Annotated in this window: 12 protein-coding genes; 8 read left to right on the forward strand and 4 right to left on the reverse strand. The window is 72.4% G+C overall.

Annotated features, from left to right (window positions below; all coding sequences use genetic code 11):
- Both UW392_RS01535 and UW392_RS01540 read right to left on the reverse strand, forming a co-directional pair.
- On the reverse strand, positions 1–1662 hold a 1662-nt coding region (locus UW392_RS01535; RefSeq protein WP_320772987.1), incomplete at its 3' end, for an endo-1,4-beta-xylanase.
- Between the two features lie 410 nt (positions 1663–2072).
- The gene (locus tag UW392_RS01540; RefSeq protein WP_320772988.1) at positions 2073–2480 is read right to left on the reverse strand and encodes an FKBP-type peptidyl-prolyl cis-trans isomerase; all 408 of its coding nucleotides are present in this window, start codon (positions 2478–2480) and stop codon (positions 2073–2075) included.
- Positions 2481–2858: 378 nt separating this feature from the next.
- On the opposite strand from UW392_RS01540, the gene panD reads away from it, so the two are divergent.
- Positions 2859–3281, forward strand: coding sequence for an aspartate 1-decarboxylase (gene panD / locus UW392_RS01545; RefSeq protein ID WP_320772989.1), 423 nt, complete (start codon positions 2859–2861; stop codon positions 3279–3281).
- An 11-nt stretch (positions 3282–3292) separates the two neighbouring features.
- Positions 3293–3964, forward strand: a complete 672-nt coding sequence (locus UW392_RS01550; protein WP_320772990.1) for an aspartate/glutamate racemase family protein — start codon at positions 3293–3295, stop codon at positions 3962–3964.
- Between the two features lie 489 nt (positions 3965–4453).
- Here the strand turns inward: UW392_RS01550 and gndA are convergent, their stop codons facing one another.
- On the reverse strand, positions 4454–5893 hold the full coding sequence (gene gndA, locus UW392_RS01555; protein WP_320772991.1) for an NADP-dependent phosphogluconate dehydrogenase: 1440 nt from the start codon (positions 5891–5893) through the stop codon (positions 4454–4456).
- A gap of 528 nt (positions 5894–6421) precedes the next feature.
- Between gndA and UW392_RS01560 the strand changes: the two genes are divergently transcribed.
- Complete coding sequence (locus tag UW392_RS01560; protein ID WP_320772992.1) at positions 6422–7666, forward strand: transglycosylase family protein; 1245 nt, start codon at positions 6422–6424, stop codon at positions 7664–7666.
- Here UW392_RS01560 and UW392_RS01565 read toward each other — a convergent pair.
- Complete coding sequence (locus UW392_RS01565; RefSeq protein ID WP_320772993.1) at positions 7656–8777, reverse strand: DMT family transporter; 1122 nt, start codon at positions 8775–8777, stop codon at positions 7656–7658. The genes UW392_RS01560 and UW392_RS01565 overlap by 11 nt on opposite strands.
- A gap of 228 nt (positions 8778–9005) precedes the next feature.
- Between UW392_RS01565 and UW392_RS01570 the strand changes: the two genes are divergently transcribed.
- From UW392_RS01570 to UW392_RS01590, 5 genes are all read left to right on the forward strand, one after another.
- Positions 9006–9728: a (2Fe-2S)-binding protein gene (locus UW392_RS01570; protein ID WP_320772994.1), complete on the forward strand. Its 723-nt coding sequence runs from the start codon at positions 9006–9008 to the stop codon at positions 9726–9728.
- 200 nt (positions 9729–9928) lie between these two features.
- Positions 9929–11083, forward strand: a complete 1155-nt coding sequence (gene glgA / locus UW392_RS01575; RefSeq protein WP_320772995.1) for a glycogen synthase — start codon at positions 9929–9931, stop codon at positions 11081–11083.
- 85 nt (positions 11084–11168) lie between these two features.
- Positions 11169–12386: a glucose-1-phosphate adenylyltransferase gene (gene glgC / locus UW392_RS01580; protein ID WP_320772996.1), complete on the forward strand. Its 1218-nt coding sequence runs from the start codon at positions 11169–11171 to the stop codon at positions 12384–12386.
- A gap of 205 nt (positions 12387–12591) precedes the next feature.
- Positions 12592–15204, forward strand: a complete 2613-nt coding sequence (locus UW392_RS01585) for a PA14 domain-containing protein (RefSeq protein ID WP_320772997.1) — start codon at positions 12592–12594, stop codon at positions 15202–15204.
- Positions 15205–15435: 231 nt separating this feature from the next.
- The gene (locus UW392_RS01590; protein WP_320772998.1) at positions 15436–16770 is read left to right on the forward strand and encodes a wax ester/triacylglycerol synthase family O-acyltransferase; all 1335 of its coding nucleotides are present in this window, start codon (positions 15436–15438) and stop codon (positions 16768–16770) included.
- Positions 16771–16798 lie beyond the last annotated feature (28 nt).

Below are 16798 nucleotides of genomic sequence, written 5' to 3' on the forward strand. Positions count from 1 at the left end.
CGCGTCCCAGGGAAGGGCGTTTCCCGGACTCGGGGGGTAGTGTCGCAGGTCAGCCGTGGAGCCGTACTTGTCGGTGAATCCCCAGGTCGAGAACGAGGTGCAGTTGGGTTCTTCGGCGCAGACCGCGAGTTTCCCCGCCAACTGGCGGGCCTGGACGTCCTCTTCGTCCTCGTCGACGAGGACGTCCGCCTCCGAGACCCGGGCCTTCAGGCCGAGCCCGGCCAGGGCCCGGACCTTGCGCCGGAAGACCTCGGGGTCGGTACGGTCGCCGACGGCGTACTCGTGGTCCTGGAAACCGACGCCGTCGATCGGAACGCCCCGCTCCTTCAACCGGATCAGCAGCGCGTAGAGGGCATCCCAGCGCGGACCGTCCTCCTCCACCCCGTACTCGTTGAGGTACAGCACCGCGTGCGGGTCGGCCTCGCGGGCAGCATGGAAGGCGATGTCGATGTACTGCTCACCCATCGCTTCGGACCACAACTGCGGCCGCACGCCCCGGTTGCCGTTGGAGTAGTCCTCGTCCTCGTCGGACATGGGCTCGTTCACCACGTCCCATTCCGCCACCTTCCCCCGGAAGTGGCCCGCCACCGCGCGTATGTGCTCCACCATGACGCGCCTGCGTTGCCCGTGCGTCATCTCGGCGCGCATCCATGCGGGCAGGGCTTCGAACCAGACGAGGGTGTGGGCGTGCACCTGCATCCTGTTGGCCTCGGCGAAGTCCACCAGGGTGTCGCCTTCCGCGAACGCGAACACGCCGCGTCGAGGCTGGACGAACTGCGGCTTGAAGTCGTTCTCCGGTGTCAGCATGGAGAACTCCTCACCCGCCGTCCGGCGGTAGGCGCTGTCCGTCAGCAAGGGGCCCGCGGCCAGGGCGGTTCCCATACGGATCGGGCGTGGGAGAACCGCCGCCAGATCACGCATCGCATCGCTGGAGCTGGACCGGGGCACTCGCAGGCCAGGCGCGTCCACGACGGACATCCGGCCCCGTCCCAGGGACCGCGCGTGGAGACCGCCGAGGGTCCAGCCCTTCCCGCGGGCTCCCGCATCCGCGCCGAACCAGATGCGGCCACTGCCGAAGACGTCCCGCGCGGGAACGGTTCCCACGACCCTGCCGTCGGCCTCCAGCACGAGCCTGTTCGCGCGGACTTCGACGGCGAGGCGGACATCGAGCCCCAGGCCGCTCCCGAAGGTCCGGGTCATCGCAGGTCTGTCGGAGTCCCCGTCCCAGCGGTCGATCCGGAGCCTCCCGCCGGCCACGCCGATGCGCACGCCGCGCCGTTCGTAGCGCCATTCGTCGTAGATGACCGGCGTCTCACCGTACAGATGCAGGTAGGCATCCGTGTCGTCCGTGCGCCGCAGGCCGGCTTCGATCCGGACATCCCCTCGGAACTCCATGTGGGGGCCGCGCAGGTTCACCGGTGGGTTCGGCTGTCCGCCGGTACCGTCCTGGCGTGTGATTCGCCGGTCGAGGGGTGTGACCCGTATCCCTGCGTGCGTGGGCTTCCCGCCGGCGAAGTGAGCCCAGTCCCTGCCGTTCAGGAGGTCCTCCACAGGTTCCCCCGCGGGCGCGGAGGTGCCGGCACGGTCTCCCGAGACACCGGCGGCCAAGGCACACACAACCGCGATGACAGCGCTCTTCCGAAACCGCATGAACAGCAGCACTCCGTATCCTCGGCCCGTCTTCCGACGGCATCACCGCCCTCAGCCACACCGTCGCCGAGCACCGTCCTCCCCAGCCGCGGCGAGAACGGTGCGCAACCGATCGCGCCGCCCCGCTGTGACTGATCGTCATTGTCTCAGGTGCGAGTGAGGGACCTCGGCCGAGCACCGCTCGGGAACGACTTGCTGCGGCGCCTGATCAGTCCCTGCATCCGCGAGGTCCGGGAGGACGCCTTCCCCTCAGCTCGTCGGCGCGGACTGGTACGAGGACGAGGACTGCACCGCGTACGGACTCACCCCTCGGCAGATCGAAGGACTCGAGGCGTGGGCGCCGGAGTGGGCGGAGGATGTGGGTGCGCGGATCCATGACGGGAACGCCTGGGGTGAGGGCGCGGAAACAGGAACGGTCTGGGTCAGCGGGCGTTGCTCCAGCCGCCTGTGCTGGAGTACGAGTCGAGCAGGTCCACCACGAAGACCAGGGTCGAGCCCGCCGGGATCAACGTCGAGGGCGACTGGTTGCCGTAGCCGAGACGCGGGGGAACGACGATCTCGCGCCGACCGCCGACCCTCATTCCCCTCAACCCCCGGTCCCAGCCCTTGATGACCCTGCCGCCGCCCAGAGCGAACTTGAACGGCTGGTCACGGTCCCAGGAGGAGTCGAACTCCCTCCCGGTCTCGAAGGTCACCCCGACGTAGTGGACCCTGACCACCATGCCCGGCTTCACCTCGGCCCCGTCCCCGACGACCAGGTCCCGGACGGTCAGTTCGGCAGGCGCAGCACCCTCCGGGACGTCGACCTCGGGCTTCGTCAGTGCACTCATCGCAGTCCCGTCGCTCTCCGTCGCAGACCCATGTGCGGGCCGACCCTGCCCATGGACACTCCAAGCGGCAGAGGATCACGCTAACGCGCAAGCCGGTCCCCGGAGCGCACCGGATCCAGTGGCCGCGCGCGGCGGTCCGTCGCACGGCCGGCGCACGAGCCCTCGCACACTCGGTCGGGACGCGGTGGCTCGGGTTGCACGGCAGCCGCCCGAACGGAAGCGGCGCAGAGGGCCAGGGCCGGCCCAGGCGGGAAGGCCGCTCGGTACGGTGCACGAGACGTTCTGCGAGGTCTTCGACCGAGAGGTGTGCCCGTGTACAGTAAAGACCGCCCTTGACCTGCACAAAGCGGGCAGGGAGCCGTCTTCCAGGAGTCCAAAGTGCTGCGTACTCTGTTCAAGTCCAAGATTCACCGCGCCACCGTCACCCAGGCCGACCTGCACTACGTCGGGTCCGTGACCATCGACGCCGATCTCCTCGACGCGGCCGACCTGCTGCCCGGCGAGCTCGTGCACATCGTCGACGTCACCAACGGCGCCCGGCTGGAGACGTACGTCATCGAGGGTGAGCGCGGTTCGGGGGTCGTGGGGATCAACGGGGCCGCCGCCCACCTCGTGCACCCGGGCGACCTGGTGATCATCATCAGCTACGCCCAGGTGTCCGACGCCGAGGCGCGCACCCTGGAGCCGCGGGTCGTGCACGTGGACGCCGACAACCGCATCGTGGCGCTGGGCGCGGACCCCTCCGAGCCGGTACCCGGTACGGAGCAGCGGCGCAGCCCGCAGGCCGTCGCGGCGGACTGAGCGCGGGGCCCGTGCTCGCGCTGCTGCACACCTCGCCCGTGCACGTCCCCGTCTTCGACGCGCTGCGCGACGAGGTCCGTCCCGGTCTGCGCCTGCGGCACTCCGTGGCCGAAGGGCTGCTCGACCGGGCGCGCGCCGAGGGACCCGAGGCGGTGGCGGGCGAGGTGCGCGCGGTGCTGGAGGGGGCCGTCGCCGAGGGCGCGCGGGCCGTGCTGTGCACCTGTTCCACGCTCGGTGCCGTCGCGGAGGCCGCCCGTCCCGGCGTTCCCGTGCTGCGGGTGGACCGCCCGATGGCCGCCGCCGCGGTGGCCACGGGGGCGCGGGTGACCGTGGTCGCCGCGCTGAGGAGCACGCTGCGGCCCACCGCCGGGCTGATCGCGGAGGAGGCGGCCCGGGCCGGTGCCGCCGTGGCCGTCCGCACCGTGCTGGTCCCGGACGCCTGGGAGCACTTCACGGCGGGTGACACCGCCCGGTACGAGCGGGCGGTCGCGACCGCCGTCGACACCGTCACGGACACCGACGTCGTCGTCCTCGCCCAGGCGTCCATGGCGCCGGCCGAGCGCCTGGTGACGACGTCCGTGCCGGTGCTGTCGAGCCCCCGCCCGGGGTTCGCGGCCGCGGCCGACGCAGCGGAAGGCGGGGGCGGGACCAGTCGGCCGTCGGACGGTACCGCCAGGGGGTGAGTGCGCGCGCGGCACACGGGTAACCGGGGAAAGGTCCAGAGCCGACGTACCGAATGGCGGGAGGACCCATGACGAACCCGTATCCCGACCCCGTGCCGCCGGGACCGACCCCCGGACCCACGCCGGGACCTCCGGGCCCCGGCCCGGACCCGGCCCCGCCCAGCCCCGTACCGCCGGGACCGGACCCGGCCCCGCCGGCGCCGACCCCGCCGGGCCCCGCTCCCGACCCGGTCCCGCCCGGGCCGAGCCCGGACCCCGTACCGCCGGCCCCGGACCCCGATCCGGTCCCGCCGGGGCCGAGCCCGGACCCGGTCCCGCCCTCGCCCGGCCCGGAACCGGGGCCGCTGACCACCTGAGGGCCTGTGTCATGCCCCTGCCGCGAGGGGGCGCCGCGCACACGGCGGAGCCGGTGGCCCGGGTGCGACAGCTGATCGCACCCGGGCCACCGGCTTCCTCCGTGCCCGGCGCCCGGCCGGGCGCCGGCTGCCGTCAGGCTCCGGTCTCCGACCGGTCCCCGCCCCACAGCGTGTGGAACGAGCCCTCGCGGTCGACCCGCCGGTAGGTGTGCGCCCCGAAGTAGTCGCGCTGGCCCTGGACCAGGGCCGCGGGCAGCCGCTCGGCGCGCAGGGCGTCGTAGTACGAGAGCGCCGCCGCGAAACCGGGCGTCGGCACGCCCTGGCGGGTCGCCGCGACCAGTACCTCGCGCCAGTCGTCCTGGGCCGTCGCGATCTCCTGGGCGAAGGTCTCGTCGGAGAGCAGGCTCGGCAGGTTCGGACGGGCGTCGTACGCGGCACGGATGCGGTCCAGGAACGCCGCCCGGATGATGCAGCCGCCGCGCCACAGGGAGGCGACCGCGCCCAGGTCGATGTCCCAGCCGTACTCCTCGCTGCCCGCGGCGATCTCGTGGAAGCCCTGCGTGTACGACACGATCTTCGACGCGTACAGCGCCTGCTCCACCCGGTCCGCGAACGCGCTCGCCTCCGCCTCGCCGAGCGCCGTGGCCCGCGGGCCCGCGAGGGAGCGCGAGGCCTCGCGCAGCGCCGCGTGGCCCGACAGGGAGCGCGCGAACACCGCCTCCGCGATGCCCGACACCGGAACGCCCAGGTCGAGCGCGATCTGCACGGTCCAGCGGCCGGTGCCCTTCTGCTCCGCCCGGTCCTGCACCACGTCCACGAACGGCTCGCCGGTCGCCGCGTCCACGTGGGCCAGGACCTCCGCCGTGATCTCGATCAGGTAGGAGTCGAGGCGGCCGGTGTTCCAGGTGCGGAAGATCTCCGCGATCTGCGCGGGGGAGTAGCCCGCGACGTCGCGCAGCAGCTGGTACGCCTCGGCGATCAGCTGCATGTCCGCGTACTCGATGCCGTTGTGCACCATCTTCACGAAGTGGCCGGCGCCGTCCGGGCCGACGTGCGTCACACACGGCGCGCCGTCCGAGGCCTTCGCGGAGATCTTCTCCAGCATCGGGCCGAGGGAGCCGTAGGACTGTGCCGAACCGCCCGGCATGATGCTCGGTCCGTTGAGGGCGCCCTCCTCACCACCGGAGATGCCCGCGCCGACGAAGTGGATGCCCTGCTCGCGCAGCGCGGCCTCGCGGCGGCGGGTGTCGGCGAAGTGCGCGTTGCCGCCGTCGATGATCATGTCGCCGGACTCCAGCAGCGGGGCGAACTCCTCGATCACCGCGTCGGTCGGCTCACCGGCCTTCACCATGATCACCAGGCGTCGGGGTCGTTCCAGCGCCGCCACGAACTCCTTGGCGGTCTCCGTCGCGACGAACTCGCCCTCGTGCCCGAACTCCTCCACCAGCGCGTGCGTACGCGAGGCGGTGCGGTTGTGCAGGGCGACCGTGTAGCCGTTGCGCGCGAAATTGCGGGCGAGGTTCCTTCCCATGACCGCGAGACCCGTGACGCCGATCTGGGCTGTGCTGCTCATACGGTTGGCTCCTATGGATCGCGAGGATCCTGAATCAGTGCTGCGAACAGGTTCTGAGTTTCTGAGGTTCTGAGGTTCTGAGATTCCGAAGTTCGAAGTTCTCTGAAGTCCGAGGTTCTGATATCCCTGGTATCGGGGGTATTGCCGGTGTTTCCCGGATGATTCTCGGGATGTCCTGCTTCTCGGTGTGATCTGTGCTGCTGTTCGTTCTCGTCAGCATTGTCGCCGGGGCTCCGCGGTTCCTCCGCCCGTATCGCCGGTTCGGCCGTATCGTCCCTCCGGTCATGCCGCCTCTTCGGCCATCTTGCCCCTCGGCCCGTGCCGACGCGGCAGGACGCCGGCCGCGCCGCGCGACCCGCCCGCCGGACATGAATACGCAGGAAGGGGCGTACGTGCCTCAGACGTCCTCCGCGGCCGTGGGACGCTTCCCGGCCGTCCGGCGGGCTGGAGCGGCTGGATCGCTGTCTTGTCATGGCCTGTTCTCTGCGTTTAGCTTTGCGGCTCCTGGCTACATGAGGGGGCATTTCCATGGCCGTACGCGGTCGGCACCGCCGGTACCAGCCGAACAGGATCAACCGCGCCTCGCTCACGGTCACGGCGGGCGGTGCCGGAATGGCGCTTCCCCTCGTCGGCACCGGGGTCGCGGACGCGGCCGAGGTGGACACCTGGGACAAGGTCGCGGCCTGCGAGTCCAGCAACGACTGGAACATCAACACCGGCAACGGCTATTTCGGCGGCCTGCAGTTCAGCCAGTCGACCTGGGAGGAGTTCGGCGGCACCGCCTACGCGCACCGCGCCGACCTGGCCACCAAGGACCAGCAGATATCCATCGCCGAGAAGGTCCTCGACGGGCAGGGGCCCGGCGCCTGGCCCGTCTGCTCGGACCGCGCGGGACTCGCCCGGGGCGGGGCCGCCGCCGACGTCGAACCCTCGGGCACCCCGGCCGCCGCGGGCACCTCGACGCAGACGCGCCCGCAGGCGGAGCCGAAGCACACGCTGCGGGACGTCACCCCGCAGACCACGCCCCAGTCGCGGGCCGGAACCGCGCGGATGTACACCGTCGTGCAGGGCGACACGCTGTCCGGCATCGCCGACACCCGCGAGGTCACCGGGGGCTGGCGCAAGCTCTACGCGGGCAACCGCGAGACGATCGGCGCCGACCCCGACCTCATCGTGCCGGGGCAGCGGCTGGACCTGCGTCCCGCGCGGGGCGGCACGGCGTCCGGGGGCAAGGCCGAGGACAAGGCCGGCGGCAAGGCCGCTGGAAAGACCGACGACAAGGCGTCGACGAAGAAGAGCGCCACCAAGAGCGCTCCGGAGGCCGAGAAGCCCGCGCAGGGCGTGACGTCCGCGCAGAACGCGGCGTCCAAGTCCATGGTCTCCCCCGTGAAGGGCCGCACGGGCACGCCCTACCGCGCCTCCGGCCCCTCCTGGTCGAAGGGCTACCACACGGGCGTCGACTTCCCCGTGCCCACCGGCACCTCCATACGGTCGGTGAAGTCCGGCAAGGTGGTGACCGCGGGCTGGGGCGGGTCCTTCGGCTACCAGGTGGTGGTCCGGCACTCCGACGGCCGGTACACGCAGTACGCCCACCTGTCGGCGATCTCCGTGCGGTCCGGGCAGAGCGTGGGCACCGGTCAGCGCCTCGGGCGCGCCGGCTCCACGGGCAACAGTTCGGGCCCGCACCTGCACTTCGAGGTGCGGACGGGGCCCGGCTTCGGCAGCGACATCGACCCCGTCGCCTATCTGCGCAAGGGCGGAGTCAAACTCTGACGCCGGCGTTCGTCGCGTCAGGCACGCCAGCCGCGTTCCCGTACGCGCCCTCCCGCGCCGCCGTCGGAACGGGCACCGGTACCGCTGCCGGTGCCCGTTCCCGAGCGTGGACCGGATCGGTGCCCTCTACGTGCAGCACGGCGAGGAGGTCGTCAACGGAGAACGGCTCCGCACCGGTCGGCCGCGTACCGGTGCGCCCGGTCCCGGCCCCGGTGCCGTCCGCCTCCACCGCACCGCCCTCGCCGTCGACGGCCGCCGTCCCGGGCGCGGGCTCCGGCCGCCGGGCCGTCAGCCGCTCCGTGGTCAGCAGGATCAGACCGCCCGCGGCGACGACACCGCAGCCCAGGGCGAGGACGGTGCCGGTGGTGCCGTGGCGGAAGGTCTCGCCGAACATCGTGATGCCGACCGCGGCCGCCACCACCGGGTTCACCACGGTGAGCGTGGCCAGCGGGGCGGCCAGCCCGGCACCCCGGTAGGCGGCCTGGGACAGCAGCATGCCGGCCGTCGCGAGGACGCCTATCACCGCCAGGCTCGGCAGGTCGTCCGACGCGACACCGCCGGTCCAGTCCACCGCGACCGTCTTCGTGAACACCGACGACATGCCGAAGGCGACACCGGCGGCCACCGCGAGCAGCGTGCTCCGGACCGCCGGGTGCCGGTGCGCGGCGCGGGCCGCCACCATCAGCGCCACCACCGCGCCGCCGGTCGCGGTCGCGACCACCACGCGCTGGGCGCCGTGCAGCGACTGCGCGTCGGCCGCGCCCACCAGCGCGAGCAGACCCGCGAGGCCCACCGTGGCCATGACCGCGCCCCGCCAGGCGGTCGCCCCGGCCCGGCGGCCCAGGAACAGCGCGGCCATCGGCAGCGCGCACACGATGGTCAGCGCGCCCAGCGGCTGCACCAGGCTCAACGGGCCGTAGGCCAGCGCCGCCACGTGGAGCACCGCGCCCGTGCCGTTCAGCGCCACGGCTCCCCACCAGCCCGGCCGGCGCAGCGGCGCGTACGCACGGCCGGGGGAGGACGCCGCGACCTGCTCCTGCACGATCGCCCCGCCCGCGTACGCGACGGCGGAGACGAACTGCAGCAGCACGGACCACGCGAGGGCGCTCACGAGCCGCTCCTCTGCGGGGCGCGGGGGCGCCCGGCCCGGCGCGGCGAAGGGTCGGATTCCATGGTGACGACGATGCCTCGCGAAGGGCGGTCGTGTCGTCGTCCCTGAGCACGCATCGGGTCCTACTGCCGTTGGAGTAGGACGGCCGCCCCGTCATACCCGAGAGGGGCACCCCCAGGGGGAGTCCCCCGGGTGAGAGCCCCCGGAGCGCCTGGTAGTACTGCTCCCGTGCACCCCGACCCCGACCTCTCCGCGCTCGGCGCGCTCGGCGGCTTCTTCGTCCTGCGTACGGGAGAGCCGCCGCACGGCTCCCCGCCCACCCTCGCCGCGGCGTACGCGGTCCGGGACGACCGGGGCGCCCGGGCGGGTGACGGGCAGGATCCGGTCCTGCTCCGGGCGCGGAAGGTGGCCGAGACCCTCCGTACGCCCGAGACGCGGGTCGCCGCCTCCGTGGCGCACCAGGGGTTCGTGGCCCGGCTGTGGTCCGTGGCGCTCGGTGCGGCCGTCGTGTACGGACGGGTGCCGGACCTCGACCCGCGGCTGCTGCGCTGGGACGCGGAGGCCGGCGCCCCCGACGACCTGTGGCTGACCGAGGTGCGGATGCTCCCCGTCGGCGCGCTCGGCGAGCTCGTGCGGGAGGGGCACCTGGCTCCGCTGGCGGAGGCGGTGCGGGCCCGTTTCCGGCTGCCGGACGGCCTGTTGCGGGGGAACGCCGGGTCCGCGCTGCTGGGCGCGGCGCGGCAGCTCGATCGCCGGTCCGTCGCGGACGGCCGCACGGAGGCGGGCGACCGGGCCCGCGCCCTCGCGGCCGAACTCCTGGCGCACCCCGCCCTGTCCGGCGCCCTCGACCCCGTCACCCTGCGCCGCCGCAGCTGCTGCCTCTACTACCGGGTGCCCGGCGGCGGCGTGTGCGGCGACTGCTGCTTCGACCGGCCGCCCCGCCGGACCTGACGGGACACGCCGCGGACACCCCCGCCACGCCGACCGGCGCGACGGCGCCGCGAACCCGCCACGCCGGGCCGACCAGGGCCGTCGGCGGCACGCCACGGCACCCCGGGGCGGTCCCGCCGACGCGGCCGGGCGCACTCTTCCACAACCGCCACGGCTGGGCCACCATGTGGGGACCAACCACTGAGACAGGGGGTTCACGGGTGCGTGTCGGCCTGCTGACCCGGGAGTACCCGCCGGACGTGTACGGCGGTGCGGGAGTCCACGTCGAGTTCCTCGCCCGGGAGCTCAGGTCGCTGACCGACCTGGACGTGCACTGCTGGGGCGAGGGCGCCGCGGGCGGAGTCGTCCGCCACCGGCCCTGGTCCTCGCTCGACGGAGCCAACGACGCGCTGCGCACCTTCTCCGTGGACCTGTCGATGGCGGCCCGCCTGGAGGACCGCGAACTCGTCCACTCGCACACCTGGTACGCCAACCTCGGCGGCCACCTCGCCAAGCTGCTGTACGGCGTCCCGCACGTGATGACCGCCCACTCGCTGGAGCCGCTGCGCCCGTGGAAGGCGGAACAGCTCGGCGGTGGTTACGAGTTGTCGAGCTGGGCCGAGCGCACCGCGATCGAGTCCGCCGACGCGGTGGTCGCCGTCTCCGCCGCCATGCGGGAGGACATCCTCACCTGCTACCCGGCGCTGGACCCGGCCCGGGTCCACGTCGTGCACAACGGCATCGACACCTCGCTCTACCGCCCGGACCACGGCACGGACACCCTGGACCGCATCGGCCTCGACCGGACCCGGCCCTACGTCCTGTTCGTCGGCCGCATCACCCGCCAGAAGGGCGTGCCCCAACTCCTGCGGGCCGTCCGGGACATCGACCCCGCCGCGCAGCTGGTGCTGTGCGCGGGCGCGCCCGACACCCCGGAGATCGACCGGGAGTTCCGCGAGCTGTTCCAGGAGCTGAGGGCCGTACGCGAGGGGGTGCACTGGATCCCGCAGATGCTGCCGCGCGCCGAGGTCGTCCAACTCCTCACGCACGCCGCGGTGTTCGTGTGCCCCTCGGTGTACGAACCCCTGGGCATCGTCAACCTGGAGGCGATGGCGTGCGGCACGGCCGTCGTCGGCTCCCGTGTCGGCGGCATCCCGGAGGTGGTGGAGGACGGGGTGACCGGACTGCTCGCGTCCCCCGGTGACGGTTTCGAGGAGCGGCTCGCGCGCGCCCTCGACACGGTGCTCACCGACCCCGGCCTGTCCCGGCGCATGGGGGAGGCCGGACGGGAGCGCGCGGTACGGGAGTTCGGCTGGGACACGGTGGCCCGACGTACCGTGCGGCTGTACGAGGAAGTCGTGAAACAGGGGTACTAGCAGGGGTACCGGCAGGAGCGGAGCGGCCGGACACACGGCGCCACCTGGCGTACACGGCACAACCGGGCGATGAGGGGCGGGCGGCATGCGCGGTGGACCTTCGGTGCTGGGAATCGTACTCGCGGGCGGGGAGGGCAAGAGGCTGATGCCCCTGACCACCGACCGGGCGAAACCCGCGGTGACCTTCGGCGGCACGTACCGCCTGATCGACTTCGTGCTCTCCAACCTCGTCAACGCGGACATCCTCCGCATCTGCGTGCTGACCCAGTACAAGTCGCACTCGCTGGACCGGCACATCACCACCACCTGGCGGATGTCGAGCCTGCTAGGCAACTACGTCACCCCGGTCCCGGCCCAGCAGCGGCTCGGCCCGCACTGGTACCAGGGCAGCGCGGACGCGATCCACCAGTCCCTGAACCTCATCCACGACGAACGGCCCGACTACGTCGCGGTGTTCGGCGCCGACCACGTCTACCGCATGGACCCGCGGCAGATGCTGCGGCAGCACGTCGAGAGCGGCGCGGGCGTCACGGTCGCGGGCATACGGGTGGCGCGCGCCGAGTCGTCGTCGTTCGGTGTGATCATGACCGGCTCCGACGGCCGGACGGTGGAACGCTTCCTGGAGAAGCCCGCCGATCCGCCGGGCCTGCCGGACGCCCCGGAGTGCGTGTTCGCCTCGATGGGCAACTACCTCTTCACCACCAAGGCCCTCGTCGAGGCCCTCCACCGGGACGCGGAGGACGAGGACTCCGTGCACGACATGGGTGGCTCGATCCTGCCCCAGCTCACCGAGCGCGGCGAGGCGCAGCTGTACGACTTCGGCGCGGGTCACGTGCCCGGCGAGACCAGGACCGACCAGGGCTACTGGCGTGACGTGGGCACCCTGGACACGTACTACGACGCCCACATGGACCTCATCGCCGAGCGGCCCGCCTTCAACCTGTACAACCGCCAGTGGCCCATCTACACGCACTCGGGCCAGCACTCCCCGGCCCGCTTCAACGCGAGCGGCATGGCGAGCGAGTCGATCATCAGCGCGGGGTGCCTGATCCGGGGGCAGGTGACGCGGTCCGTGCTGTCGCCGGGCGTCGTCGTCGACCCGGGGGCGGTGGTGCAGGGCTCGGTCCTCCACGACAACGTGCACATCGGCCGCGGCGCGGTCGTACGCAACGCCGTGCTGGACAAGAACGTCGAGGTCCCGCCGGGCGCGACGATCGGCGTCAATCCCGAACGGGACGCGGACCTCTACACGGTGTCCAAGAACGGGGTGATCGCCCTCGGCAAGGGGCAGCGGGTCCGGTGACGGTGCTCGTCTCGTAGGGGGCACCGGGCGTCCTCGGCACGCTCCCGTACCGAGGGCGCCCCGTGCTCCCCTTCCGTCACTCGTCCCACTTGTCATGTCCCTGGACGCCAAGCGGAATCCGTGTTGTCATGCCAGCGGTCATTACAACGATGTAAAGACCGGGGCAACGAGCCGCCACCTTCCTCGAAGAACGAAGGAGAGGTCCGTGCGCAAGAGACGACTCGGAGACCGACTCGCGCTGCTGCTCGCCGCGGCGCTCGGCGTCGCGGGACTGACCGCCGCGCCCACCGCGACCGCGGACGAGGAACCCGCGGAGATCCACGGCCTGAAGGGCGAGTACTACACCCACTCCGCCAAGGGGGCCTTCGACTTCCACGAGCTCAAGGCCACCGTGTTCGACCCGCAGCTCGACTTCGACACGCTCGAGCCGCGCCTGAACTTCGCCACCGGGCAGTCGGACGACGTCAGCGTCCGCTGGACCGGCAGCCTCGTACCGGAGAAGTCCGGTGCCCACACCTTCTCCGTCATCGGCGACAACGGCTTCCGCCTCTGGATCGACGGGAAGCTCGCCATCGACCACTGGGTCGACGACTGGGACCGGGAGCAGACCGCCGAGCCGATCGAGCTGACGGCCGGGCAGGCGGTGGACATCAAGGTCGAGTACTTCGAGCACTACGGGGGCTCCAACCTCCACCTGCGCTGGACGCCGCCCGGCGGCACCAAGGCGCCCGTCCCGCAGTCCGCGTTCCGCCTGCCCGCGGACTTCGACTACAACGGTCCGGTCGCCACCGAGGTCCTCGCCTCCGGCCGCACCCTGAAGCTCGACTTCGCCAAGGACCTCGCCGCGCCCCCGGCCGGCCTCACCGACCACCTCGAAGCGGTGATCGGCGGCGCCACCTGGCCCCTGGACGGGGCGGCGCTGGACCCGGCCGACGCGAGCGTCCTGCTCGTCGCGCTCGACGAGCCCGTCGTCGGCAACAAGACCGGCACGGCACGCGGCAGCGCCGACCTCCGCTACGACGGCGAGGGCGGCCTCACCGACACCGACGGCAACGTTGTCAACGCGTTCGTGACCACGGGCGCCAACCACTCCACGTACGAACTGCGCACCCGCTGGGCCGACGAGGTCGGGCCGGACAACGCGCTGCCCGAGTACCCGCGCCCGCAGCTGACCCGCGGCGACTGGCGGAACCTCAACGGCCGCTGGCAGTTCGCCGCCGCCGAGGCGGGCGAGCAGCCGCCGGTGGGCAAGAACCTGAAGGAGCGCATCCTCGTCCCGTACCCGGTGGAGTCCCAGCTCTCCGGCATCCAGCGGCACGAGGACCGCATGTGGTACCGCCGCACCTTCGAAGTCCCCAAGGACTGGCGTGTCGGCAAGGCGGACCAGCGGCTGCGGCTGAACTTCGGCGCCGTCGACTGGCAGAGCGAGGTGTACGTCAACGGTGTGAAGGTCGCCGACCACAAGGGCGGCTTCGACAAGTTCAGCGCCGACGTCACCGACGCGCTGAAGCCCGGCCGCACCCAGGAACTGATCGTCGGCGTGTACGACCCGACCGACTCCGCGAACGGCGAGAACCCGCCGGTCGGCAAGCAGCGCCTGGACCCGAGCGGCATCTGGTACACGCCGTCCTCCGGCATCTGGCAGACGGTGTGGATGGAGCCGGTCGCCGCCGACCACGTCGACAACCTCAAGCTGGTCCCCGATGCCGCGGCCGGCACGGTGACCGTCGAGCCGCAGGGCGTGCGTGACGGCGTACGGGTGACGGCGACAGCGTACGACGGCAAGCGCAAGGTGGCCACGGTGAGCGGCCGCACGGGCAAGGCCCTGACGCTGAAGATCAGGAACCCGAAGCTGTGGTCCCCGGACGACCCCTTCCTGTACGACCTGAAGGTGACCGTCGGTTCCGACCGCGTCGGCAGCTACTTCGGTCTGCGGGACATCTCCGTGCAGCAGGTGGACGGCGTCCCGCGCACGATGCTCAACGGTGAGCCGGTCTTCCTGATGGCCACCCTCGACCAGGGCTTCTGGCCGGACGGGCTGCACACCGCGCCCACCGACGAGGCCCTGGAGCACGACCTGAAGCTGCACAAGCAGCTCGGCTACAACTCCGTGCGCAAGCACATCAAGGTCGAGCCCGACCGCTGGTTCTACCACGCCGACCGGCTGGGTCTGCTGGTGTGGCAGGACATGCCCGCGATGACCGCGGGCCGCAGCCCCTCCACGGAGGCCCGCGCCCAGTACGAGCGGGAGATGAAGGAGATGATCGACGAGCACATCAGCAGCCCGTCGGTCGTCATGTGGGTCACCTTCAACGAGGGCTGGGGCCAGTACGACATCGGCCGCGTCGCCCAGCAGGCCAAGGCCTGGGACCCGACCCGTCTGGTGAACAACCAGTCGGGCCTCAACCTCGGGGCCGACGGCGGCGCCGGCGACCTCATGGACGAGCACGGCTACCCCTCGCCCGCGCTGCCGCCGAGTCCCGACGGCAAGCGCGCCCTGGTCACGGGTGAGTACGGCGGCCTGGGGCTCGGGGTGCCCGGGCACGCCTGGTCCGTCCAGATGTCGTACGTGGACGTCGATCCCGAGACGTACACCGAGGACTACCTGACCAAGCTGGACGAGGTGCGGGCGCTCGTCTGCCGGGGCAGCAACGGTGCCGTCTACACCCAGATCTCGGACGTCGAGGGCGAGCTGAACGGGCTGACCACCTACGACCGTGCGGTGGTCAAGCCGGACGTGGAGCGGGTCAGGGCCGCGCACGAGGCGCTGATCGGCGACGCCTCGCAGCCGGCCCCGGCAGGGTGCCCGGCTCCCTGAGGCCGCTCCCGGTGACTGCCCGGTCGGCTCGCAGCCGTCCGGGTGGGGTGTGTCGCCGCAGGTGGTGCCACCTGCGGCGACCTCGCCTCAGATGCCCCATAAGTCCCGTCCCTCTCGAAGGGGCGGGACGTAATCTGCTGTTAACTGAGAGTAGCTTGATCGTACTTGACCGTAATCGCCCTTCGACGATTGACTGCTGCACTCACCCGTCGTCGACGCGAGAGCAAGCCATTGACTTCCGACCTGCTCGCACCACTCGACCTGGCGTTCTGGAACATCGAGTCGACCGAGCACCCCATGCACCTGGGCGCCCTCGGGGTCTTCGCCGCGACCTCGCCCACCGCGGGGGCGCTCGCGGCGGACCTGCTCGCCGCCCGTGCCGCGGGGGTGCCCGGACTGCGCATGCGCATCCGCGACGTCTGGCTCCCGGACCTGCGGCTGCCGCTGGCCGTCGGCGGCGCGACCCGTGAGCCGGCGGACGACTTCGACCCCTTCGAGCACGTCCGGCTGCACGCGCCGGCCACGGACTTCCACGCGGTCGCGGGCCCCCTGATGGAACGTCCCCTCAGGCGCGGCCGGCCGCCGTGGGAGGCCCATGTCCTGCCGGGCGCGGACGGTGTCTCCTTCGCGGTGCTGTTCAAGTTCCACCACGCGCTGGCCGACGGACTGCGCGCGCTGACGCTGGCCGCCGGGATCATGGACCCGATGGAGCTGCCCGAGCCGCGGCCGCGCCGCGCCGAACCCCCGCGCGGCCTCCTGCCCGACGTGCGCAGGCTGCCGGAGCTGCTGCGCGGCGCCCTCTCCGACGTCGGCCGCGCCCTCGACATCGGCGCCTCCGTCGCCCGCTCCACCCTGAACACCCGCTCCACCGTCGCGCTCACCTCCGAGCCGACCGGCACCCGGAGCACCGCCGGAGTGGTGGTCGACCTCGACGACGTGCACCGCGTGCGCAAGACCGTCGGCGGCACCGTCAACGACGTGCTCATCGCCATCGTCGCGGGCGCCCTGCGCCGCTGGCTCGACGAGCGCGGCGACGGCAGCGAGGGGGTGGCGCCGCGCGCGCTGATCCCCGTCTCCAAGCGCCGGCCGCGCACCGCGTACCCGCAGGGCAACCGGCTCTCCGGCTACCTGATACGGCTGCCCGTCGACGACCCGGACCCGCTGGGCCGGCTGCGCACCGTCCGCGCGGCCATGGACCGCAACAAGGACGCGGGACCCAACCGGGGCGCGGGCGCGGTGGCCCTGCTCGCCGACCACGTGCCGGCCCTCGGGCACCGGCTCGGCGGGCCGCTGGTCAGCCAGGCGGCCCGGCTCTGGTTCGACATCCTGGTCACCAGCGTGCCGCTGCCGAGCCTGGGCCTCAGGCTGGGCGGCTGCCCGCTCACCGAGGTCTACCCCCTCGCCCCGCTCGCGCGCGGCCAGTCCCTCGCCGTCGCGGTGTCGACGTACCGCGGCGGCGTGCACTACGGGCTGGTGGCCGACGCGCAGGCCGTCCCCGATCTGGACTCGCTGGCCAAGGCGGTCGAGCGGGAGGTGGAGGAGCTCCTGGCCGCCTGCGGTCCCTGAAGGCCCCGTCCCTGGCGTTTTGGCCGCC

This window comes from Streptomyces sp. CRN 30 (assembly GCF_034105845.1).

What these genes read in the sequence shown, in the direction of transcription:
- UW392_RS01540 (WP_320772988.1), bottom strand. Translation starts at nt 2,480, where the DNA reads ATGAGTGCACTGACGAAGCCCGAGGTCGACGTCCCGGAGGGTGCTGCG.
- gndA (WP_320772991.1), bottom strand. Translation starts at nt 5,893, where the DNA reads ATGAGCAGCACAGCCCAGATCGGCGTCACGGGTCTCGCGGTCATGGGA.
- UW392_RS01560 (WP_320772992.1), top strand. Translation starts at nt 6,422, where the DNA reads ATGGCCGTACGCGGTCGGCACCGCCGGTACCAGCCGAACAGGATCAAC.
- glgC (WP_320772996.1), top strand. Translation starts at nt 11,169, where the DNA reads ATGCGCGGTGGACCTTCGGTGCTGGGAATCGTACTCGCGGGCGGGGAG.